The sequence below is a fragment of the Microbispora sp. ZYX-F-249 genome, assembly GCF_039649665.1.
GTDB classification, from domain to species: domain Bacteria; phylum Actinomycetota; class Actinomycetes; order Streptosporangiales; family Streptosporangiaceae; genus Microbispora; species Microbispora maris.
Genome location: NZ_JBDJAW010000019.1, coordinates 101,390 through 122,308, shown reverse-complemented (window position 1 = coordinate 122,308; position 20,919 = coordinate 101,390). Strand labels below are relative to the sequence as shown.

Annotated in this window: 17 protein-coding genes; 2 read left to right on the top strand and 15 right to left on the bottom strand. The window is 72.9% G+C overall.

The annotated features are described in order from the left end of the window. Positions 1-11: 11 nt before the first annotated feature. The 6 genes from AAH991_RS22870 to AAH991_RS22845 form a co-directional block, all read right to left on the bottom strand. A complete protein-coding gene (locus AAH991_RS22870) occupies positions 12-2,786 on the bottom strand; it encodes a DUF5682 family protein (protein WP_346227930.1) in 2,775 nt (924 codons plus the stop codon). After that, complete coding sequence (locus tag AAH991_RS22865; protein WP_346227929.1) at positions 2,783-3,898, bottom strand: ATP-binding protein; 1,116 nt, start codon at positions 3,896-3,898, stop codon at positions 2,783-2,785. Before AAH991_RS22865 ends, AAH991_RS22870 begins: the two co-directional genes overlap by 4 nt. 13 nt (positions 3,899-3,911) lie before the next feature. After that, entirely contained in the window at positions 3,912-5,522 is a 1,611-nt protein-coding gene (locus tag AAH991_RS22860) for a VWA domain-containing protein (protein WP_346227928.1), read from the bottom strand. Next, positions 5,519-6,946, bottom strand: a complete 1,428-nt coding sequence (locus AAH991_RS22855; RefSeq protein ID WP_346227927.1) for a hypothetical protein — start codon at positions 6,944-6,946, stop codon at positions 5,519-5,521. The genes AAH991_RS22860 and AAH991_RS22855 overlap by 4 nt, the downstream gene beginning before the upstream one ends. Beyond that, positions 6,946-7,449, bottom strand: a complete 504-nt coding sequence (locus AAH991_RS22850) for a hypothetical protein (protein WP_346227926.1) — start codon at positions 7,447-7,449, stop codon at positions 6,946-6,948. Before AAH991_RS22850 ends, AAH991_RS22855 begins: the two co-directional genes overlap by 1 nt. A gap of 67 nt (positions 7,450-7,516) precedes the next feature. Continuing rightward, positions 7,517-7,975: a nuclear transport factor 2 family protein gene (locus AAH991_RS22845; protein ID WP_346227925.1), complete on the bottom strand. Its 459-nt coding sequence runs from the start codon at positions 7,973-7,975 to the stop codon at positions 7,517-7,519. 83 nt (positions 7,976-8,058) lie between these two features. Between AAH991_RS22845 and AAH991_RS22840 the strand changes: the two genes are divergently transcribed. Then, on the top strand, positions 8,059-8,679 hold the full coding sequence (locus AAH991_RS22840) for a TetR/AcrR family transcriptional regulator (RefSeq protein WP_346227924.1): 621 nt from the start codon (positions 8,059-8,061) through the stop codon (positions 8,677-8,679). On the opposite strand, the gene AAH991_RS22835 is transcribed toward AAH991_RS22840, so the two are convergent. The 8 genes from AAH991_RS22835 to AAH991_RS22800 form a co-directional block, all read right to left on the bottom strand. Next, a complete protein-coding gene (locus AAH991_RS22835; RefSeq protein ID WP_346227923.1) occupies positions 8,657-10,027 on the bottom strand; it encodes a sensor histidine kinase in 1,371 nt (456 codons plus the stop codon). The genes AAH991_RS22840 and AAH991_RS22835 overlap by 23 nt on opposite strands. Then, positions 10,024-10,713, bottom strand: coding sequence for a response regulator transcription factor (locus AAH991_RS22830; RefSeq protein ID WP_346227922.1), 690 nt, complete (start codon positions 10,711-10,713; stop codon positions 10,024-10,026). Before AAH991_RS22830 ends, AAH991_RS22835 begins: the two co-directional genes overlap by 4 nt. A 100-nt stretch (positions 10,714-10,813) precedes the next feature. Beyond that, a complete protein-coding gene (locus AAH991_RS22825) occupies positions 10,814-12,160 on the bottom strand; it encodes a cation:proton antiporter domain-containing protein (RefSeq protein ID WP_346227921.1) in 1,347 nt (448 codons plus the stop codon). Positions 12,161-12,206: 46 nt separating this feature from the next. Beyond that, positions 12,207-13,565, bottom strand: a complete 1,359-nt coding sequence (locus tag AAH991_RS22820; protein WP_346227920.1) for a cytochrome P450 — start codon at positions 13,563-13,565, stop codon at positions 12,207-12,209. Next, on the bottom strand, positions 13,559-14,602 hold the full coding sequence (locus AAH991_RS22815) for an alpha-hydroxy acid oxidase (protein ID WP_346227919.1): 1,044 nt from the start codon (positions 14,600-14,602) through the stop codon (positions 13,559-13,561). The genes AAH991_RS22820 and AAH991_RS22815 overlap by 7 nt, the downstream gene beginning before the upstream one ends. 5 nt (positions 14,603-14,607) lie before the next feature. Further along, positions 14,608-16,176 carry an NAD(P)-binding domain-containing protein gene (locus AAH991_RS22810; protein WP_346227918.1) on the bottom strand — a complete coding sequence of 523 codons (1,569 nt, stop codon included), beginning with the start codon at positions 16,174-16,176 and terminating at the stop codon, positions 14,608-14,610. Positions 16,177-16,241: 65 nt separating this feature from the next. Then, positions 16,242-17,840: a class I adenylate-forming enzyme family protein gene (locus tag AAH991_RS22805; RefSeq protein ID WP_346227917.1), complete on the bottom strand. Its 1,599-nt coding sequence runs from the start codon at positions 17,838-17,840 to the stop codon at positions 16,242-16,244. Between the two features lie 261 nt (positions 17,841-18,101). After that, the gene (locus tag AAH991_RS22800) at positions 18,102-18,962 is read right to left on the bottom strand and encodes a GNAT family N-acetyltransferase (protein WP_346227916.1); all 861 of its coding nucleotides are present in this window, start codon (positions 18,960-18,962) and stop codon (positions 18,102-18,104) included. 158 nt (positions 18,963-19,120) lie between these two features. Here AAH991_RS22800 and AAH991_RS22795 point away from each other — a divergent pair, with 158 nt between their 5' ends. Beyond that, entirely contained in the window at positions 19,121-19,750 is a 630-nt protein-coding gene (locus tag AAH991_RS22795) for a GNAT family N-acetyltransferase (protein WP_346227915.1), read from the top strand. 1 nt (position 19,751) lies between these two features. Here the strand turns inward: AAH991_RS22795 and AAH991_RS22790 are convergent, their stop codons facing one another. Further along, entirely contained in the window at positions 19,752-20,918 is a 1,167-nt protein-coding gene (locus AAH991_RS22790; protein ID WP_346227914.1) for an MFS transporter, read from the bottom strand. Between the last annotated feature and the right edge of the window lies 1 nt (position 20,919).

The following is a 20,919-nucleotide window of genomic DNA, read 5'->3' as shown; positions in this document are numbered from 1 at the left end:
CGGGTGCGGGCTCACGCGCCCAGCAGCGCGGCGACCGCGCCGGTCGTCGCCGGATGCCGGTCGAGCAGGCTCGCCACCTCGTCGTGCCCGTGCCCGGTGCTCCCCCACTCCGCCGTACAGCCGAGCAGTGCTGCGACGGCGTCGCACGCCCCCGGGTGCCGGGCCAGCAGCGTGGACACCGGCCCGCTCGGCGCGGCCGCCGCCCGGGCCGCTCGCGCCGGGGAGGCCGGCCGTTCCCATGGCGGGGTCCAGGCGTCCAGCTCGGGCAGCGTGCCGGGGAAGGTCCGCCCGGCCTCGCGGACGAGGACGGGGACCAGCTCGGGCGCGTGCTGCCGCAACGTGCAGATCAACGTCGGCAGCCACGGCAGCAGAACGGGGTCGGGCAGCCGCGCGAAGGCCTTCGACAGCGCCTCGACCACGAACGGCGCGAGGCCGGGCACCGGTTCGAGCGCCTGGACGAACCCGCTCACATACAGCGGATACGCCGGCACGACGAGCGGGTTGGCCAGCAGCTCGTCACAGCGGACGCGCAGCTCGTCCCTGGTCAGCAGGCCCAGCTGCGTCTGGGCGGCCCACAGCAGCGCGACCTTGGCCGGGTCCTGTGGGTGCGACTGCCGTACGGCCAGTTCGAGCTGGGCCCGGTCGCAGCCCAGTGACAGCGCGAGGCTCTCCAGTGTGAACAGGAAGCCGAGCATCGCGCCCACCTGGCGGGCGCCGGTGTCGTCGTCGGCGAAAGCGGTGGGCAGCAGCGTGCAGTAGTGGGAGTACCCGGCTGTGACGAAGTCCTCGCACCAGGCGGGCAGCTCCGGTTCGCTCGCCCGGTAGTAGGTCAGCAGCCGCCTGATGCGGCGCAGCACCTCGGGAGCGTCGTCCACGGTGCGCTCGGCGGCCAGCAGCTCGACGGCGCGGGCGCCGAGCTCGCCGGGCAAGCGCCGCCCGCCCACAAAGAGGATGGCGTCCTCGACGGCCGCGAGCGCCGCCCCGGCCGTGGCCTGGGGGTCCCACGCCTTGCGGCGCAGCCGCTGCTCCAGCACCTGCTCGACCGTGACGCCCTCGTAGCCCAGCTCGACGATCTCCCGCTGGTGCCGGCCGAGGGCCACGTCCCAGCTCTCCTGGATCGGCCGCTCGCCGAGGCGCCGCGCCCCCATGATCGGCCGGAGCGCACCGCCGGGCAGCAGGTAGCGCAGCGTCCACAGCAGGTCCGAGCACGGCTCCAGCTCGGGGTCCGCCCTGAGGTCGAGCAGCACCCGCTGCTGCGTGCGCCTGGTCAGGTCCAGCCCGAGAGGCTCCAGCCGGTCGTACACGTCGCGGGCCAGCGGAGGCAGCGCGTCGTAGCCGACCATCCCGATCTTGTCGCCGCCCAGCAGGATCTCGCACAGGCGCCGGACGTCCCTGCGGCCCGGCACGACGTCCTTCTCGATGCAGGTGACGGCCGCGTCGGCGAAGTCGTACGGCGTGGGCCTGGCCCGGCCGCGCAGCCCGGCGAGCAGGATCGACGTCTCGAACACGGCGATGGCGTCGGCCGTGCTGGCCAGATAGCCGTTGCGGCGGGCCAGCCGCACGATGTCGACGCACCATCCGCGGAGTTCGTCCTCATCCAGGCCGTCCAGCGCGGGCGGGGTGGCGAGGAAACCCGACAGCCGGTCGGCCGCCGGCTCGGCCGCGACGGGCGGTGCGGCCTTGCCGCCCCGCTTCCCGCGGCCGCCCTGCTGCCCCTCCAGCCGGTACGGCGTGACGCCCCCGCGCCTGACCGCCTTGGCCCACGTGGCGGCGGCGATGGACACCGAGCCCTGGGCCAGGCCGAACTGCGCCTCGATCGCGGAGTGGCTGGAGGGAATCAGCCCGTACAGCCATCGGGTGCCCGTACGGGGGGCGATGGTGTACGGCGGCGCCTCGGACCGCAGGCCGAACTCCGCGACCGTGCTGACGGCGTGGAAGGCTCCGCACACGTACAGGCATTCGGCGGGGTCCGCGCCCGACTCCGAGAGATGCTCGCGGATGCGCGTCCACATGTAGCGCTCGCGTTCCTCGTCGGCAATCAGGCGGTCGTGCCCGTCCGGGCGGAGCCGCCGGAACAGACTGCCGATCAGCGCCATCGCCTGGCGGTAGGTGTCGTAGTCCGCTCCGGTCAGCGGCTGTTCGACGTACTGGTCCCACCACTCCGACCAGTGCCGCACCTTGCCGTGGTGCAGCAGGTGCTTCTCCAGTTCCGCGAAGCGTGGGCGCAGGTCGCCGATCTCGACACCCACGGCGTCCCCGTGGAGGGCCGTCTCCTCGCCCTGTGTGTCCTGCTCCCGCGGAGCCGGATCGTCCGTCTCCTGCGGCAGCCACTGGAAGACGTGGTCAACCGAACGATCCACCAGCACGATCTCGACGCCGGGCGTGTCGAGCGCGTACGCGATCGCCTGGTACTCCGCCGACGCCTCCGTGACCGGCGCGATCACGCTGAGCGGTCCGGAGCCGGCCGGAAACCCGTCCAGCTGGGTGGCGAACGCCTGCAGCGCCACCGGCAGCCGGCAGTTGCGCAGCTCGTCGAGGAGCGGGCGCATGTCCTCGCACAGCTCCAGGTAGACGACCTTGGGCCGCTTGTCGCGCAGCCGCCGGGTCATCGCCAGGGCGGAGGCCGGCGAGTGGTGGCAGACCGGGAAGATCTCCAGATCCTCGCGCAGCATGCGGTCGACGTCGTCGACCATGCCGGACAGGATGCCGGCCAGGACGTCCCCGCCGCCGGAGAATGCCGCGGCGGCGTCGAGAAGCTGCCCGCGCAGGGCGTCGAAGGAGCTCATGACAGCGTCGAGATCGCCTGACGGCCGCCGTCGAGGAACCGCGTCCACTCGCCTCCGTCGTTCCTGCTGCGTGGTTCGACCACCCCGTGCCAGTACTTGTTGAGGATGGCCAGGTCCTCGGGGGCGCGCCTGGCCAGGGAGCCGACCAGCGCGCCGCCCAGCGTCTCGGCGCGCAGCGTGCGGTCGCCGAAGAAGTGGCTGTGCAGGATGGCGTCCTCCAGCACGCCGATCTGCTCGGCCGTGGACAGGGCCGACTCCAGCTTCTCGTCCTCGCTCGTGGCCGAGGCCGCCGCGGTGCGCAGGTCGGCGAAGCTCTGCAGCAGGATGTCCAGGAGCGCCGGCGGCACGTCCAGCTCGATGCGGTGCCGGCGCAGCAGTTCCGTGGTGCGGAAGCGAACGATCTCCGCCTCGCTGGCCTTGCTCGTCACCACCGGAATGCGGACGAAGTTGAACCGCCGTTTCAGCGCCGAGGACAGGTCGTTGACGCCCCGGTCGCGGCTGTTGGCGGTGGCGATGATCGAGAATCCGGGCCTGGCGAACACGGTGTTGTCGGTGTCGAGCTCGGGAATGGAGACGTACTTCTCCGACAGGATCGAGATCAGGGCGTCCTGCACGTCGCTGGTGGCGCGGGTCAGCTCCTCGAACCGGCCGATCATGCCCTGCTCCATCGCCGTCATGATCGGCGAGGGGATCATCGACTCGCGGGACTGGCCCTTGGCGATCACCATGGAGACGTTCCACGAATACTTGATGTGGTCCTCGGTGGTGCCCGCCGTGCCCTGCACGACCAGGGTGGAGTCGCGGCAGATGGCGGCGGACAGCAGTTCGGCCAGCCAGCTCTTGCCGGTGCCCGGGTCGCCGATCAGCAGCAGGCCGCGGTCGGAGGCGAGCGTCACGATGCTGCGCTCGACGAAACTCCGGTCGCCGAACCACTTCTGCGGGATCTCGCGGTCGAGGCCGTCGGACCGCTCGCTGCCCAGCACGAACAGCCGGACCATCCGGGGGCTGAGCCGCCAGGAGAACGGCTTGGGGCCGTCGTCGATCGACTCCAGCCAGTCGAGCTCCTCGGCGTACTTCACCTCGGCGGGCGCGCGGAGCATCTCGTTGGTCATATGAGGGGGCCTCCTAGGCGAGGAAGTTCTTGAGTTCGAACACGAGCTTGCGGATGTGGCCGGAGATGACGGGCGTGCCGAGGTCCTTGAGCTTCTGCCGGAACCACGGGTTGACGCTCTGCTGGCCACCGCTGTTCACCGAGCCGACCGGGATGAACTTGACCCCCGAGCGGTGCACCGCCTGAATGCCGTCGAACAAGGGCTGGGACCGGTCGAACTCGTAGAAGTCCGAGATCCACACCATCACCGTGTTGCGCGGGTCGGCGATCTTCGGCTGGGCCATGGCCATCGCGACGGGGCCGTCGTTGCCGCCGCCCAGGTTGGTGCGCAGCAGCACCTCGAACGGGTCGTGCACCCACGGCGTGAGGTCGAGCGCCCGCGTGTCGTAGGCGATCAGGTGGACGTCCACCTTGGGCAGCCCGGCGAAGATCGACGCGAGGATCGTGCAGTTGACCATGGAGTCGACCATCGACCCCGACTGGTCCACCACGACGATCAACCGGGCCGGAGTGGTCCGGCGGGCGGTGTGCCGGTAGTAGAGCCGGTCGACGTAGAGCCGCTGGTCCTCCGGGTTCCAGTTGGTGAGGTTCTTCCAGATCGTCCGTTCGACGTCCAGGTTGCGGAACACCCGTTTGGGCGGCACCGACCGGTCGATCGTGCCCACGCCGGCCTTCTCGACCTGCGTGCGCAGCACCTCGGCGACCTCGTCGACATACCTGCGGATCAGCGCCTTTGCGTTGGCCAGCGCCACGCCCGACAGGTTGGCCTTGTCCCGCAGCAACTGCTCGACCAGCGACATGCTGGGCGTGAGCTGCCGGGCCAGGGCCGGATCCGCCAGAACCTCGCGCAGCCGCATGCGGCTGACCAGCCCGGCCTCGATGTCGGCCAGCACCTTGGCCAGGTCGCCGCCGAGCCCGGCACCGATCTCACGGCCGGTCCCGCCGCCGGGCCCCTGCCCGAACCCGGCCGCCGGTCCGGCATCGGGCCCGGTCCCGGCCTGCGCCCCGGATACGCCGCCCGGGTCTCCGGCACCCGTTCCCGCGGCCGTTCCGGGTGCCGCGCCCGTTCCCGGTCCGGGCGCCGGCCCCGCGCACAGGGCCCGCTTGAGCCAGGCGGCGTCCTGCTGCCAGGTCGCGAGCTGGGTGGCGCTGACGTCACCGGCGCCGGTGGCGAAGGCGTTGAGCAGCAGCTTCGAGACGAGCGCCGCCCGGCGCACCTCGCCGCCCGGCACGTGCTCGCCCGCCGTGAGCAGGGTCTCGAACTCGGCGGCCAGTTCGGGAAAGCGTTGCACCAGCGAGTCGACCGACACGGCCGGATCGAGCAGCCCGGCGGGCATGCCCAGGTCGCCGACGACCGAGACACTCGCGGTCTCCAGCGCCGGCTGCTCCTCGTGGTCGAACAGCCGGGCCAGCAGCCGCCAGTAGAGCAGCTGACGCCGGTTTCTGTCGGCGGTCGTCAGTCCGTCGTCACCGACCCTGGAACCGGCAGGGGAACCGGCAGGGGAACCGGCAGGGGAGACGGCCGGCGACGTGGGCGCGGAAGAACCGGTGTGCGCGGTGGCGTCTCCGCCCGTGGAGACGCCGTCGCCCATCGGCTGGGCGCTCGTGGAGATGTCGTCGCTCATCGTCGCAGCAACCGCCCGGCTCGCTCACGCAGCACGGCCACCGCGTCCGCGGCCCTGGCCTCGGCCTTGGCCGCCTTGGGATCGGTGGGGCCGAGCGCCCAGTCGCCGGTGGCGACCACCACGGTCTCGCGCTTGACCTTCGCCTGGACGGCCAGCGGCTGCAGCGTCCAGTGGCCGCCGTCCCACCGGAGCAGCCCCACGCACGCCGACGACGCCGTCACCAGCTTGGGCGTGAGCGGGCCGCAGTCGGGCAGCCGTTCGGTGTCCACGGCGATGACGGCGCCGCCGAGGTCGAAGGAGCCGTCCCCGGTGACCTTGTAGCCCTCCACGAGCACGGGCTCGGCGATGCGTACCGGAGCCCGGTCGAGGGGCGGCACCGCCGGAGCGAGCGCACCGGCCAGGCACAGCCGGGCGGTGGCCAGGGGGTCGGCGGGCTTGCTCACGAAGGCGCGGTCGTCGTCCCAGACGAGGTCGCCGCTGTCGAGCAGGGGCATGTCCGTGATCTCGATGCCGCGGCGGTCCGCCAGCGCGGCCAGCAGCACCTTGTGACGCTGCGGCAGCTTCCACAGCGCGGGCCCGACGATGGTGTCGACCTTGGCCACCGTCACGGAGATGCGCACCAGCCGGGACGGGCCGCCGTCGGCGGGTTCCAGGACGGCGTGCACCTGGAACTGGACGGCGGTGCCGTGTTCGTGCACGTCGACGCCGAGCACCAGCAGCCGTCCCGACACCGTGGCGGCGGGGCCGAACTCGCCGGTCAGGACGCCGTCCTGCGACAGCAGCACGGCCCGGGTCCACAGGTCGGCCCAGCGCCGAACGGGCAGGTGCTCCGCCGAGCCGATCGGGCTGCACGCGCGAAGTTCCGCGGCGAAACCGTCCAGCAGCACCGCGAGCCTGCGCAGCGCCGGTGTGCCGAGCAGTGCCTCGATGACCTGGTCCGCCGCGGAGACGAGGTCGTGGTCGACGCCGCGCCAGCCGGTGATGGCCAGCTCGCACAGCCAGGAACGGACGCCCTCGAGCGCGTTGCCGGCGGGCGTCGCGCCGGACCCACCGGGCGTGGGACCGCCGGGCGTGGACGGCCATTGCGCGCGCTCCCGGCCCAGAGCCGTGTCCAGGCTCGCGAGCAGGGCGTCGTGGACGGCGCCGGACAACGCGATCCGGCCGCCGGCCAGGGCCGTCAGGTGCTCCTGGGTGATCGCGCCGGACACGACCGCGTCGGCGGCCTCGGCCAGCCGGGCGCCGAGGGGAGTGGCCGCGAACGCCGCGGCCAGCGCGGCCACCGCGTCGGCGCGCTCGTCGGCGAGCCGGGCGAGGCCGTGCACCAGGGCGTCGTCGAAGCCGTCCAGCAGTGCGAGCGCCTCTCCGGCCCCCTCGCCGGCGCCATCGGAGTCGCCGAGCAGGGCGGCGAGCTGTACGGCGAGCATCAGCGCACCGTCCCCGTGGCCGGGAACCAGTGCAGCTCCGGGATCGGCAGGGTGGTGTCGGGCACCTCCAGGTAGGCCAGGTGACGCAGGAACCGGCTGAACACGACCGCGGCGGGGGCGGGCTCGTGGGTGCCGCGCAGGCAGTCGGTCAGCTCCGCGCCCTCGGGGACCTCGGCCCGCAGATAACGGGCCACGCGGTCGGCGCCGTACTGCAGGACGGCCTCGGCGACCAGGGCGTGCAGGTGCTTGCACGGCGCGCCGTACAGGCCGCCGCAGGGGCGGTTGTTGTTGGTGCTGCAGTTGTAGTTGTGGGTGCCCGCGGCGATGGAGGAGACGTAGACCCGGCCGATGTCCGAGCCGCTCGACACCACACCCTGCAGCCGGCCGTCCGCCAGCTCGACGAAGGGGACCTTCGCCAGCTTGCGCGGCTGGACCGGCGGCACCACCCGCAGCCTGCTGTTTCGCGCCCACACGGTCGCGCCGTCGGGGGAACGCTCTGTCATGATCCGGAACGTATCCGAGCCATACGACAAAACGGCCGGCACGGCCCGCCGAGCACCCGAGCCGCGGTCAGGCGAGCGGAAGGCCGGCGCCGCGTTCGGACTCGGGGCGCGGCCCGCGGATGCGCCGATCGCCCTCCTCGATCGGCACGTCGTTGATGCTCGCCTCCCTGCGGCTCATCAGGCCCTCGGCGGTGAACTCCCACAGCTCGTTGCCGTAGCTGCGCCACCACCGGCCGTCGGCGTCGTGCCACTCGTACTGGAACCGGACGGCGATGCGGTCGCCGCCGAACGTCCACAGGTCCTTGCGCAGGGCGTAGTCCTGCTCGCGCTCCCACTTGCGGCGCAGGAAGGCGACGATCTCCTCGCGTCCGGTCAGGAACTCCGACCGGTTGCGCCACACCGAGTCCTCCGTGTACGCGAGCGCGACGCGTTCCGGGTCTCTGGTGTTCCAGGCGTCCTCGGCGGCCTGGACCTTCTGCCTGGCGGTCTCCTCGGTGAACGGCGGAAGCGGCGGACGTGTGCTCATCGTGCATTCCTTCCCAGCGAGAGAACGATCGTTCTCCCTACGTATCCTAGAGAACGAGCGTTTTCCTCGGCAAGGAGGGGCCGGTGGACGGGACCCGACGGGTGCGGATGGACGGAGATGAGGCGCGCCGGCGCATCCTGGACGCCGCCGAGCGGTTGTTCTACGCGCGGGGCATCCAGGCCGTGGGCATGGACCAGGTCCGCGACGCCGCGGGGGTCTCGCTCAAGCGGCTCTACCAGTGCTACGCCTCCAAGGACACGCTGGTGGAGGCGTACCTGGAGCATCGCGACCGGCGGTGGAACGACGCCCTGAACGACCATCTCGGTCGTGCCGGAGAGCCCCGGGAGCGCGTGCTCGCCGTCTTCGGCTTCCTCGCCGAATGGTTCGGTACGGCCGACTTCCGCGGCTGCTCGTTCATCAACGCCTTCGGCGAGCTCGGCCCGGCGTCACCGCCCGTCGCGGCGGCGGCTCGGGCCCACAAGAGCACGCTGCGGGCAAGGCTTCGCACGCTCGCGGCCGAGGCGGGGGCCGCCGACCCGGACCTGCTCGCGGACCAGCTTCTGCTGCTGGTGGAGGGGGCCATCGTCGCCGCCGCCATGGGCACGGCCGCCGGCCCGGCGGAGCGAGCCCGGTCCGCCGCCCGTGCGCTTCTCGACGCCGCGACCGCGCCCGGTCACCCCCTCAGCGCGCACCGGCCCTCGTGAGCACGCTCCGCCATCCCCGCAGCACCACAGGGAGGCGTCGCCGGGGCCGGAGACCGTCGCCTCCGGCGTTGTGTCCGTCCCGCTCCCGGGCTGCCGGGGCAGGAGGACCGACCGGGGAAAGGCGCGGGGCGGGGTCCGGCGTCGCCCGAGGAAGGTGGATGGTGAAGGTCGCTCCGGCTCCGGGCCGCCCGTCCACGTCGATCGTGCCGCCGTGCGCGTCCATCACCTCGCGCACGAGAGCCAGGCCGATGCCGAGGCCTCCGGTGTGGGGCACGCCGGCATGTCTGGCCAGCAGGCGCTCGCCGTCACGCGGGTCCAGCCCCACGCCGTCGTCCCGCACGCTGAGCCGAACGGTCCCCGGCCCCGAACACACCGTCACCCAGATGTGGCCGCCCGCCGAGGTGTGGCGGAGTGCGTTGTCGAGGAGCGCGGAGATCACCCGGCGCAGCGCGGACGGCGCTCCGCACACGACGTGATCCCCCGGATCCCGCCGCAGGTCGATCGTCACCCCGCGCTGCCCGGCGCGGGCCGCCTCGGCGTCGGCCGCCTCCTCCGCCAGGGCGGCCAGGTCCGCGGGCCCGAACGGCCGGCGGTGCTGCCTGAGCTGGGTCGACAGCAACATGTCCTCGATCACCTCGCCCAGCTGCCCGATGCCGGTGACCAGCCGCTCGACGTCGCCCGCGATGACACGAGGATCGGGCTCCCGTCTCAGGCGCCGGGCGGCGAGCTGCGCACGGACGTGCAGCCGGGCCAGCGGGCTGCGCAGTTCGTGACTGACGTCGGCGGTGAACCGGCGCTGCCGGTCGAGGGCCTCGCCCAGCGGCGCGATCGCCCGGCGGGCGAGGACCTGACCGATCAGCAACGCCGCGAGCAGGGCCGCGACCTCGGCCGCGCAGAGCGTGCGCAGCAGCCGCTGCCGCTCGGTGACGGGGTAGTACAGGTCCCTCACCGCCTGGAGGAGCACGTCGCCGCGCCGCTGCGTACGGACCAGGTACGTATGACCGCCGATGTCCGCGACGTCGACCCGGGTGCGGCCGTCGGCGGCGACCCGGTCGAGGGTCTCGCGCACCGGCAGGCCCGCCGGCGCCCCGGGGGAGCTCCGCACGGTGTCCGCCCGGAGTTCGAACAGCCATACGCAGGGCGGCGGGTGGTCCATCGGGGCCGACATCGCGGCCACGGCCAGGTCGCGCCGGGCGGTGGCGTCCTGCTCGGCGACCACGACGCAGTAGACCATCGCGCCCAGGAGGGCGATCGCCAGCGTGAACACGGCCGCCACCTGCGCGGTGATCCGGCGACGGGTCCGGATCAGCAGCCGCCGCTCCGGGTCGAAGGACCGTTTCGTGTTCACAGCTCACCCAGGCGGTACCCCACGCCCCGCACGGTACGGACGATGCCGGGCCCCAGTTTGGTGCGCAGGTAGTAGACATAGGTGTCCACGATCGACTCGGTCCTGGCGCCGTCGAAGACCCGCTGCCGCAGCGAGGTGCGCGTGTGCACCTGCCGGGGGCGGGCCGCCAGCGCGTGGAGCAGCCGGCACTCCTGGCCGGACAGGGTCACCTGCTCGCCGGATGGCAGCCGTACGACACAGGACGCGGAGTCGAGCCAGCCGTCGCCGAGCGGCAGCAGCGCCGCCTGGTCCAGGTTCCTGCGGTGCAGGGCGCGCACCCTGGCCAGCAGCTCGTCGATCTCGAACGGCTTGACCAGGTAGTCTTCGGCGCCCGCGTCGAGTCCGGTCACCCGGTCGGCGAGGGCGCCGAAGGCGGTGAGCATGAGCACCGGCACGGTGACCGCCCGGCGGCGCAGCCGGCGCAGCAGGTCGAGCCCGTCGACCACGGGCAGGCCGCGATCGATGACCATCGCGTCGTAGCCGCGGCTCAGCGCCAGGTGCAGGCCTCGCTGGCCGTCGAGCGCCAGGTCGACCGTGTAGCCCTGGTCGGTGAACACCTCGACCAGCATGTCTCCCAGCTCGCGGTCGTCCTCCACGAGCAACAGGCGCCGGGAGCGCGGTTCGGATGTCCCCGGTATCCGTGCCACCGCACAACCGTGGCACCGATATCAGGAAATATCCAGACTTCTGAATTTCACTGCAGGAAAACCGCTCCATAGTTCGCGAATGTCCGACTTTCACGTGAAATTAGATGAAACCGGTTTCTCCAGCCGCCACACCCACCGAAGCCGCGCTCCCCACGCTCCCCGCATCGGCCCGCTCGTGGCGCTCCGGCAGCGCCAGTTTGTAGAGCGGCAGCGCTCCCGCGGTGGTGAGCACCGCCACGAGGACGAGCATCGCGAAGAGCTCCTGCGTGATCATGCCCTGCGCCAGGCCGATGTTGATGAAGATGAGGATCATCAGTCCGCGGGCGTTCATCATCGCGCCCATGGCCCAGGACTCGCGCCAGCCGAACCCCATCACCCGCGTCGCCAGCGAACAGCCGAAGTACTTCCCGGAGAAGGCCAGGGCCAGGATCAGCACGAATATCCAGAGCGCGGAGCCCCCGGCGATGCCGCCGAGATGGGTGTTCAGCCCCGAGAACGCGAAGAAGACCGGCAGCAGCAGGGTCGATACGACATCCATCATCCGGCCGTGCAGAGCGGCGCGGAACTCCGGCTCGCGCGGCATGGCCAACCCGGCGACGAATCCGCCGAACACCGAGTAGACGCCGATCGCGTCGGTGATCCATCCGGCCGTGAGCGGCACCAGCACGATCACGTAGACGGCGCCGGCGCCGAGGCGTCCGGTACGCGCGACGCGGCGGCCCAGGGGGCGCAGCAGCGGAGCCACCACCCCGAGCATCACCGCCGCGAACACCGCCGCCAGGGCGATGGTGCGCACCGTTTCACCGGTGCCGCCGCCCAGGTGCACCGCCGACAGCGCCGCGAGCAGGCACCACGCGACGGCGTCGTCGATGGAGGCGGCCAGCAGGGCGATCCGTCCGATGCGGGAGTTCTGCAGCCCGCGTTCGTACAGGATCCTGGCGAGCATGGGGAACGCGGTCAGCGACAGCGCTCCCCCGAGGAACAGGGCGAACTCCATCCGGCCGACGTCCGGGCGGGACAGGCGCTCCCACAGGACGAGACCGGCGGCGCCGCCGAGGACCAGCGGGGACAAGATCCCCGACGCCGCCAGCACGCTCGCCTTGCGCAGCTCGCCCGGCGCCCGGGCGTCGTGGTCCATCCCGGCGCCGACCAGGAACATGTACAACGTCAGGCCGAGGGTGCTGAGCACGTACAGGACCGGTCGGACCTCGGCGGGGAACAGGGCCGCCTGTGCGTCGGGGAACAGCGCGCCGAGGAGCGTCGGCCCGAGCAGGACGCCGGCGATCATCTCGCCGACGACGCGCGGCTGCATCACGAGGAGCGCCAGCCGGCCGCACAGAGCCGCGGTCAGCAAGATGACGGCCAGGGCCGGCAGCACCCTGAGCGCCAGCTCCAGGTTGGGGTCGGCGGTGTGCGCCTCTATTGAAAGGAGGGCGGGAACAGGCATGGCTCGTGCCTCCGTTCGTGGTCGGAACCTGAGATCGGCCGGTCGTCTACGTGCCCTCGGGGCGGGCGTCGCCGGAGAAGTGGCGCTCGCACAGCCGCAGCCTGCGCGCGTCCCACACCATGTACGTGCCGAGGACGAGCTGCACGAGGCTGCGCCAGACGTCCTCCCAGCCGTCCCGCAGGCGCATGGACAGCAGCGTCAGGCGCCGTCCCGGCCCACGCCGTCCCGCGCCGGGCGGAGTGAGCAGGCACGGTCCCCGGTTGGGCATCGACCGGGTGTGCGCCGCGGTGGAGCCGAGCGCGTACGCCCGCAGGACCTCCCGTACGGCGACCCGCATGGCGAGCGGCGCGAGCCGCCACGCCGGGCAGGGACGGTTCGCCGGCATGCCGAACGGGATGTGGTTGAGCTCCTTGAGCGGGGCGTGCCCGGGGGCGAAGCGCCCGGGATCGAAACGCTCCGGATCGGGGAAGCCCGCGCGGTGGAACGCGGGGTAGTCGAAGCACAGCACCGAGCCGGCCGGGATCGTGCCCCTCTCGCCCAGGAGGATGTCGCCCTTGGTGACGCGGTGGGCGATGCCGAAGAGCGGATAGAGCCGCAGCGTCTCCGCGATCACCTGGTCGAGGTAGCGGTCGTCACCGCCCCGCGCCCTGTCCTGTACGTCCGGATGCCGGGCCAGGGCCATCAGCACGTGAGCCGTGGCCTCCGACATCTGCACGACGGCGGTGGTGAAGAAGGCCCCATGGAGATACAGCGCCTGCTCCCGGGGCGTCAGGCCCGCGGGGAGCTCGTGCCTCACCCGGGGCAGCGACTCGAGGAGATAGGCGGTCAGCCGGTCACGCCGGTCCATGTGCCGCAGGCCGCAGCACTTGAGCGCGGTCGCGACGTCGTCCGCGTTGCCGACGACGAGGTCGCGGGCGTGCGGCGGGCAGGGTTCGCCGAAGACGAGCTCGTAGGCGAACTCGGCCCAGGCCGGCATCATCAGGTCGCGCAGCCGGACCACTCCGCGCCCGCCCTCCAGCGCCCGGCCGACGCACCGGCGGGTGAGCTCCTCCACCTGTGCGCGCGGCAGGGACAGGATGCGGCGGGTGGCCATGGCGACGGCGTCGTACCGCTCCCCCGCCTCCAGGTGCTCCTGGTGCATCTCGGGCCCCGGCGACAGCCAGTACCAGAACAGGTCGGACAGGACGGCGCCTTCGCTCCGGCCGGAGGCCGCCGGGTGGGAGTAGACCTCCCTGAACCGGTCCACGCCGACCAGGTCGCCGGGGACCGCGATGCTCTCCTCGCCGTTGATCCTCGTGAACACCCACCCGCGCAGCGCCACGACGCGCCCGGGGAGCCACCGGGGCAAGCTGATCACGACGACGGCCGCGGCCGCCCACAGCGCCACCCACACCGCCGTCAGCATCGCCGCACCAGCCCCGGCTCCAGGTCGTGCGACGAGGCGAGGCCGCACAGCGTGAGCGCGTGCTCGACCTCGTCCCGCAGCAGCCCGAGCACGCGGGCCACGCCGCACTCGCCGTCCGCCGCCAGGCCCCAGACGACCGGACGGCCGACCGCGACGGCGGACGCGCCCAGCGCCAGCGCCTTGACCACGTCGGTGCCGCGCCGGATCCCTCCGTCCACCAGCACCGGTACGGCCCCGCGTACGGCGGCCACGATGTCCGGCAGCAGATCGACGGTGGCCGGGACGGTGTCGAGCTGCCGTCCTCCGTGGTTGGAGACGTACACCGCCGACACGCCGTGCTCCAGGGCGAGGCGCGCGTCGGCGGGGTGCGTGACGCCCTTGAGCACGAGCGGCAGCCTCGTCATCCGCCTCAGCGCGTCGACGTGCTCCCAGGAGATCGCGGGTGACATGACGATCGGCCGCACCGACTCGCCGCCGTCGTCGCGCAGGTTCTCGCAGCGCATGCCCTCGGGGAGATCGTCGAAGCCGCGGCGCACCTCCCGGTCCCTGCGGCCACGGGCAGGGGAGTCCACGGTGACGACCAGCGCCGCGCACCCGGCCGCCTCGGCGCGCCGGACGATCGCCTCGGTGAAGGCCATGTCGGGCTGGACGTAGAGCTGGAACCACAGGGTGGCGCCCGGCGCCGCGGCCGCGACGTCCTCGACGGCGACGGTGGCGGCCATGCTCACGATCATGATGGTCCCCGCGGCGGCCACCGCGCGTGCCGTGGCCTTCTCCCCCTCGGGGTCGGCCAGCCGGTGGAACGCGGTCGGCGCCACCAGCACCGGCATCTCCGCGCGGCTGCCCAGCAGGGTGACCCCGATCTCCGGACTCCCTGCGCCGCGAAGGACCCGCGGCAGCAGCGCGAGCCGGGCGAACGCCGCCTCGTTGGCTCTCACCGTGACCTCGTCGCCGGCCCCGCCGGCGAAGTAGTCGTAGTGGGCGGGGTCCAGCCGGTCGCGGGCCACCGCCTCGAACTCCCTGATGGTCGCCGGCACGGCCGTCACACCGAGGCCGGGAGGCTCTGGCGCTTGAAGAAGTCCCGGAGCGGGCGCAGGTGCACCTCTTCCGAGGTCCAGTCGTTCTCCAGGTTCTCGGTGACGTGGTGGACGGCCTCCACCGCTCCGCCCCGCCAGCGGCGTACGACCGGGTGGAGGTAGTGGCCCTCGTCCGCACGATCCGCGTCGCTCTGCCTGATCCGCCCCACCGAGAGGTCGAAGGGGTCGACCTGGTCGTGGTGCGGGCCGTACTCCAGGGTGATCATGAAGCGGCCCTCGCCGCCGACCGGCGGGCCCTGCAGGTCGATCGGCAGCTCCTCCAGGTAGCGCATGCCGCCGAGCCCGTCCGGGACGATCACGTCGGCCAGCACCCCGAACTGCTGCCACAGCGCCGAGCTGCGGTTGACCCGTTCGAGCACGGCCGCCGCGAGCACGTCCGGATCGGCGGGGAGGTCGCGGCCCGGCCAGGGGACGCCGTGATGCCTGTTCTCCAGCAGGCGGTGCAGGGCGCGGACGCCGTACCGGAAACCGTGGATGAAGCCGTTGGTGCCGCGCTTGAAGTCGAGCGACTGGGTGATCGTCCCGGCGCAGTGGAGATCGGGCACGTTGACCGACTCGTAGGCCGGGGTCAGCGCGGGGAACCTGTCCCCGATGGTCAGCTCGGGACGGCACTCGGGCGAGAAGATGGAGCCGTCGAACCGGAACCCGGTGCACACGATCACGCGGTCGTACGGGATGTCCTTGGTGACCTCGTCGGCCCGGACGAAGGCCACCGTCACCAGGTAGGAGCCGTCGGGGAGGCGCTCGATCCTCCTGACGTCGCCGTCCAGGACGGCGTTCTGCAGTTTGAGCTGGTAGGTGTCGAGGAAGTTGTTGTTGACCGCGCGCAGGTGCCCGACGAAGTGGGTCCGCCAGGCCAGCTTGACCGGGTGCGGTCCGGCCACGTGGACGACCGCGGCCGTCTCGATGAGGTTGTCGGCGGTCTCGAAGGCCGAGTTGGCCTTGCCGATGACGAGGACCCGCATGTCCGTGTAGTCCGCGGGATCGGTCGAATGGGTGCTGTACTGCTCGGCGGTCTCGATGCCGGGGATGGGCGGGACGTTCGGCCGGGAGACCCCCGTCGCCACGATCACCCGCCGCGCCCGGTACGTCCGGCCGTACTCGTCGGTCACGAGGAACGGGCCTTCCGCGCCCGGGCGCGCGACCTCGGCGACCCGCGCGTCGTAGGTGACGTGCAGGCCCTGGAAGGCGACGAAGTCCTCGATGTAGCGGACGAAGTCCTCGGCGGCGGGGAAGTAACGGTCGCTGTAGCGGGTGAACAGGAGACGCGGGTCGTCCGACAGCAGCGAGTTCCAGTCCATCCGGAGGTTGAGCTCCGGATCGTCCCATCCGGTGTGCTTCTTGTTGATGGAGATGAGCGTGCGATGGCGGGGAAAGGTCCGGAAGAACGCGCCGGGCTCGGGCGCCGCCTCGAGAATCCGGTAGCCGCGCCCCGCCCGGTGCAGGAAGTGGCCCATCTGCAGGCCCGCCGGTCCGGCGCCGACCACCAGGTAGTCCAGGATGTTGTCCGGCACTGACGCCTCCCTCACTGGGATGGTTGAAGTTTCACCAGTGTTGGCGGGCGATTCTCAGAGGCGGATCAGAGCGCCGTGGACAGATGCCGTTCCACCAGGGCACGCTTGTCCGGTTTTCCGCTCGGCGCGACCGGCACGGAGGCGACCGTCGTGATCGTCCGGGGGACGCTGTCCGCGCCGAGCTCGGCGCGTACCAGCTCTGCCAGGGCGGCGTGGTCCGGAGTGCGGCCCGGAGCGGGGACCACGAACGCGTGGACGGCCTCTCCGGTCCGCTCGTCCGGCGCGCCGGTCACGTACGCCTCGGCCACGTCGGGGTGGCCCGCCAGCGCCTTCTCGATGGGACCGGCGTAGACGACGATCGCGTTCACGATGATCACGTCCCTGGTCCGGCCGGCGAGGTACAGCAGACCGGTCTCGTCGAGGTGGCCGAGATCGCGGGTGCGCAGCCAGCCGTCCCGGAGCACGTCGCGGGTCTCCTCCGGCTGGTTCCAGTAGCCCGCCATGAGAAAGGGGCCGCGCACGTGGATCTCGCCGGTGCGTCCCGCGGCGACCGGCCGGCCCTCCTCGTCGCGCACGCTGATCTCGACGCCGGGGTGCGGGCGGCCGACCGAGGTGGGCGCGTCGCGGCCCTCCCCGGGAGGGAGCATGGAGATGACCCCGGCCTCGGTCGCGCCGTACCCGACGTAGACGACGGGGCCCAGCCGGTCCAGCGCCTCGATCAGCCGATGCGGGCTGACGGGCGATCCGGAGACCGTCAGCGCGCGCAGGCTGCCGACGTCGACCGGCTCCTCACGGAGCACGTCGAGCATCTGACACAGCCGGGGCACGGTCACGATCGCACCGGTGATCCGGTGCCGCTCGATCGCGTACGGGAACAGCGGCCGGCCGTCGTCGTCGGGGATCACCGCGGTGCCGCCGCCGAGCAGGCACGGCGCCAGGAAATCCAGCACCACCAGGCTGGACAGGGTGCCGAACAGCATGTAGCGCCGGAAGGACTCGTCGAAGCCGGGCGCGATCGACGACCAGCCGCGATGGCTGGACCAGTGCGCGGCCAGGGCCCGATAGGTGAGCACGCATCCTTTCGGCCTGCCCGTGCTGCCGCTGGTGAAGGTCAGCAGGGCCGCGTCGTCCGGGCGCGCCGTGACGGCGGGGAGACGGCCGTCGCCGGGATGGGCCAGGATGTCGGCCGCCCCGGCCGCTGCGGGGGCGGGCCCCAGCGACAGCACCGTGGCCGGCCCGGCGGCGTTGAGCAGGTCCGGTGTCGCCGTCGACCGGTCGAGGATCACGGCGTCGACTCCCACGCCGAGGACGTCGGCGAGCTGACCGGGCGTGTACCCGGGCTTCACGCTCACGACGCGGCAGCCCAGCACATGAGCGGCCATCTGGGCGGCGAACGCCTCCGGCGACAGGCCGGTGCGGACGGCGACGCCGCTACCGGGGCCGAGTCCCACGTCGCGCAGCGCGCCGGCCATGCGTCCGATGAGCTCCAGCACCTCGCCCCTGGAGACGATCCTGCCGCCCTGCTCGAAGGCAGCGGTGCCGGGTGAGTCGCGCAGCGCCTCCAGCAGCAGGTGCGGGAACGCGCCGGCGGCGTGCCCGGGCCCGCCGCGGCCGGCGGGATCGCCGCTCTCGTGGTGGGCGGCGCGGGTGAGGGGATCGCGCATGTCCGGCTCCTTCGTCTCGCGAGGCACCCGCCCGCGGCGACGACACGACCCGCCGCGGCGCGGGCGGCCGGTGTCCCACCGGCGGTCGCGAGGGTAGGCGGCACAGATCAGAGCCGGATCAGAACGCCCCCGCGAGCCGCCGGTGGGAGCGGGCCCGATGGGAGCAACCCCGATGGGAGCAACCCCCATGGGAGCAGCCCGATGGGAGCAGCCCCGATGGGAGCAGCCCCGATGGGAGCAGCCCCGATGGGAGCAGCAGAGTCAGCCCATCGCGAGCATCATCGGAGCGAACATGCGGGTCCGGTCGCCGGGCAGCGGCCTGCCGCCGTGGACCATGAACGACGTCGAGAACGCCTGTGTCACGCCCCGCTCGCCGAGCCAGGCCAGCAGGCCCGGCCGGGTGCGCTCGACCTCGAGCCGCACCAGGCCGTCGGCGTTGCGCGCGAGGTCGGTGACGAGCGCGCGGGCGTCCGCCTCGCCGCCGGCGACCACCGGCCCGATGAACAGCGTGTTCATGCTGCGCCACGACACGGCGTAGCCCGTCGGCCCCGTCTCGTCCTCGACGACCCTGACCTCCTCGGCGAAGGCGAACAACCGCGCCAGCAGCGCGGCCCGGTCCGCGCCGAAAACCTCGGCGTCGAGCGCGAGCAGGGCGTCGAGGTCGCCGTCGAGGTCGGCCGGCCTCGACAGGACGGGGTCGTTCCCGGGGCGCAGGCGCCCCACGCGCGCCTCCGTCACGCCCAGCGTCTCGAATCCGAGCTTCTCGTACAGCGGCCGGCCGAGCTCGGTGGCCCAGAGGAAGACGGCCGCGTCACCGGCCGTGTCCAGCACGTGCGTCATCAGCTGGCGGCCCAGCCCGCGTCCGCCGTACCGGGTGGCGACGAGCATCATGCCGATGCCCGCCGCGGCCGTGCCGTACCGGGTCAGCGTGACCGTGCCCGCCAGCTCGCCCGACGGGGCGTCGATCGCGTGGACCTCGGCGTTCTCCAGGAGGAACAGCCACTTGCGCTCCTCCCGGGCCCAGGCCCTGTCCTGGCTCAGTGCGAGGCAGCGATCCAGGTCCTCGGGTCCGAGCCGGCGGACCGGAAGCTCGGCGGCCGGTGTGGTGAGCGGGTCGGGCATGTGGGCGTGTCCTTGTCCGCACCGGTTCACGGCCCCGGCGCTCTCGTGGCGGCCTCCGAGGCTAACCGCACCACGCACCCTGCGGATACCGGTTTCCCTGGCCACGGCGCCGGGAAAACCGGTGTCCGGCAGGCTCCGGATCTTGCCAGGATCGGGGCATGCGACATTGGCCGCTCTTCGCGCTCAGACTGACGACGCCCCGGCTGGAGCTGCGCCTGCCCGGCCTCGACGACCTGGACGAGCTCGCCGACCGGGCGGCCGAGGGCGTTCACGACCCCGCGGAGATGCCGTTCGGCGTGCCGTGGACGGACGCCCCGCCGCACGAGCGCGCCCGCTCGACCGTCCAGGTCCACTTCCGGCAGTGGGGCACCTGGTCTCCCGGCGACTGGAGCTGCTCCTTCGTCACGGTGTGGGAGGGCCGGGTGGTCGGCGTGCAGGAGATGCGTGGCCGCGACTTCGCGGTCACCCGGGAGGTCGCCACCGGTTCCTGGATCGGCCTGCGCTTCCAGGGCAGGGGAATCGGCACCGAGATGCGCGCGGCCGTCCTGCATCTCGCCTTCGCCGGTCTCGGCGCCCGGTACGCCACGTCGTCCGCCTTCGTCGACAATCCGCGGTCGCTGGCGATCTCCCGGCGGCTCGGCTACCGGGAGGACGGGCTCGCCGTGGAGAAGCGCAGAGGACAGGCCGTCCTGCAGCAGCGGGTGCGCCTGTCCCGCGACGAGTGGACGGCCCCCGACGGGTTCGAGATCCACGGCCTCGAGCCCTGCCTGCCCCTGTTCGGAGCCTGACTCAGGCCGCCGCACGCCCCCGCCTGCCCGCATACCCGGCGCCGGCGGCGAGCAGGACGGCGAGAAGCGCATAACCCCAGGTCAAGGACAGCGCGGTCGCGACCGCGCCGACGAGGAGCGGGCCGCCCGCGTCGCCGATCTCCCGGCCCACCTCGGCGCTCCCCATGGTCTGGCCCATGCGTTCGGGCGGTGTGGCGCCGGCCAGCACGGTGAACCCGAGCGGGGTGACCAGCCCGATCCCCACGCCCGCCGTCGCCGCCGCGAGGACCAGCGGAGCCACGCCAGGGACGGCCGCGAGCGCGAAGGCCGCCGCACAGAGCAGCAGCCCGGCGCCCAGACCGCGGACCGCGGTGATCCTCCCCGCGTCGAGCGCCCGGCCCGCGAGAGGCTGAGCGACGGCGGCGCACGCGGCCAGCAGGGAGACGGCCGCACCGGTCACGACGGGCCCGAGCCCGTCGGCCCGGCCGGAGACCGGCAGGAAGCCGACCCCTGCCGACAGCGCCGCCGTCCCCGCCGCCAGGGCCGTCACCGGCCGCAGGAACCCGGGATCGGTGAGCCTCCTGGTGAGGTCGCCCACGCTCTGCCTGGCACGCGGCAGCGGGGGCATCCGGGGCACCGCGAGAGCCGCCCAGCAGGCCACCACGGCGGCCAGCACGGCCATGACCGCGAACAGCGACCGCAGGCCGCCGGCCACCACGACCGCCCCGCCGAGGAGTGGTCCGAGGGTGTAGCCGATGCTCTTGTAAAAGCCGTACGAGCCGAAGGCCCGGCCCCGTGCGCTCTCGGGCGTCAGGCGCGCGACCAGAGCGGACGCCGACGGCGAGAACGCCGAGGCCGCGGCGCCCTGCCCCAGCCTGGCCGCCAGGAGCCACCAGGTGCCCGCGGCGCCGTCCGGCCCGGCGGCCAGGGCGTACGCGCCCGACGCGAGGACGAACGCGACGAGGCCGCCCACGAGCACCGGGCGCGGCCCGATCCGGTCGGCCAGCGTGCCGAACGCCGGTTTGAGCACGATCTCGGCGCCGTCGTACAGGGCGAGCAGCACGCCCAGCCGGAGCAGGGACGCGCCCGCGCCGTCATCCGTCACCGCGAGGTTCGCGGCGATGCCGTGGGCGCCGAAGGCCGTGGTGAACCCTGCGGCGTACAACGGCCACAGGCGCGCGCCGTTCAAG

Coding starts and splice junctions, on each gene's coding strand:
- AAH991_RS22870 (WP_346227930.1), bottom strand. CDS start 2,786: ATGAGCTCCTTCGACGCCCTGCGCGGGCAGCTTCTCGACGCCGCCGCG.
- AAH991_RS22865 (WP_346227929.1), bottom strand. CDS start 3,898: ATGACCAACGAGATGCTCCGCGCGCCCGCCGAGGTGAAGTACGCCGAG.
- AAH991_RS22860 (WP_346227928.1), bottom strand. CDS start 5,522: ATGAGCGACGACATCTCCACGAGCGCCCAGCCGATGGGCGACGGCGTC.
- AAH991_RS22855 (WP_346227927.1), bottom strand. CDS start 6,946: ATGCTCGCCGTACAGCTCGCCGCCCTGCTCGGCGACTCCGATGGCGCC.
- AAH991_RS22850 (WP_346227926.1), bottom strand. CDS start 7,449: ATGACAGAGCGTTCCCCCGACGGCGCGACCGTGTGGGCGCGAAACAGC.
- AAH991_RS22845 (WP_346227925.1), bottom strand. CDS start 7,975: ATGAGCACACGTCCGCCGCTTCCGCCGTTCACCGAGGAGACCGCCAGG.
- AAH991_RS22825 (WP_346227921.1), bottom strand. CDS start 12,160: ATGCCTGTTCCCGCCCTCCTTTCAATAGAGGCGCACACCGCCGACCCC.
- AAH991_RS22820 (WP_346227920.1), bottom strand. CDS start 13,565: ATGCTGACGGCGGTGTGGGTGGCGCTGTGGGCGGCCGCGGCCGTCGTC.
- AAH991_RS22805 (WP_346227917.1), bottom strand. CDS start 17,840: ATGCGCGATCCCCTCACCCGCGCCGCCCACCACGAGAGCGGCGATCCC.
- AAH991_RS22800 (WP_346227916.1), bottom strand. CDS start 18,962: ATGCCCGACCCGCTCACCACACCGGCCGCCGAGCTTCCGGTCCGCCGG.
- AAH991_RS22795 (WP_346227915.1), top strand. CDS start 19,121: ATGCGACATTGGCCGCTCTTCGCGCTCAGACTGACGACGCCCCGGCTG.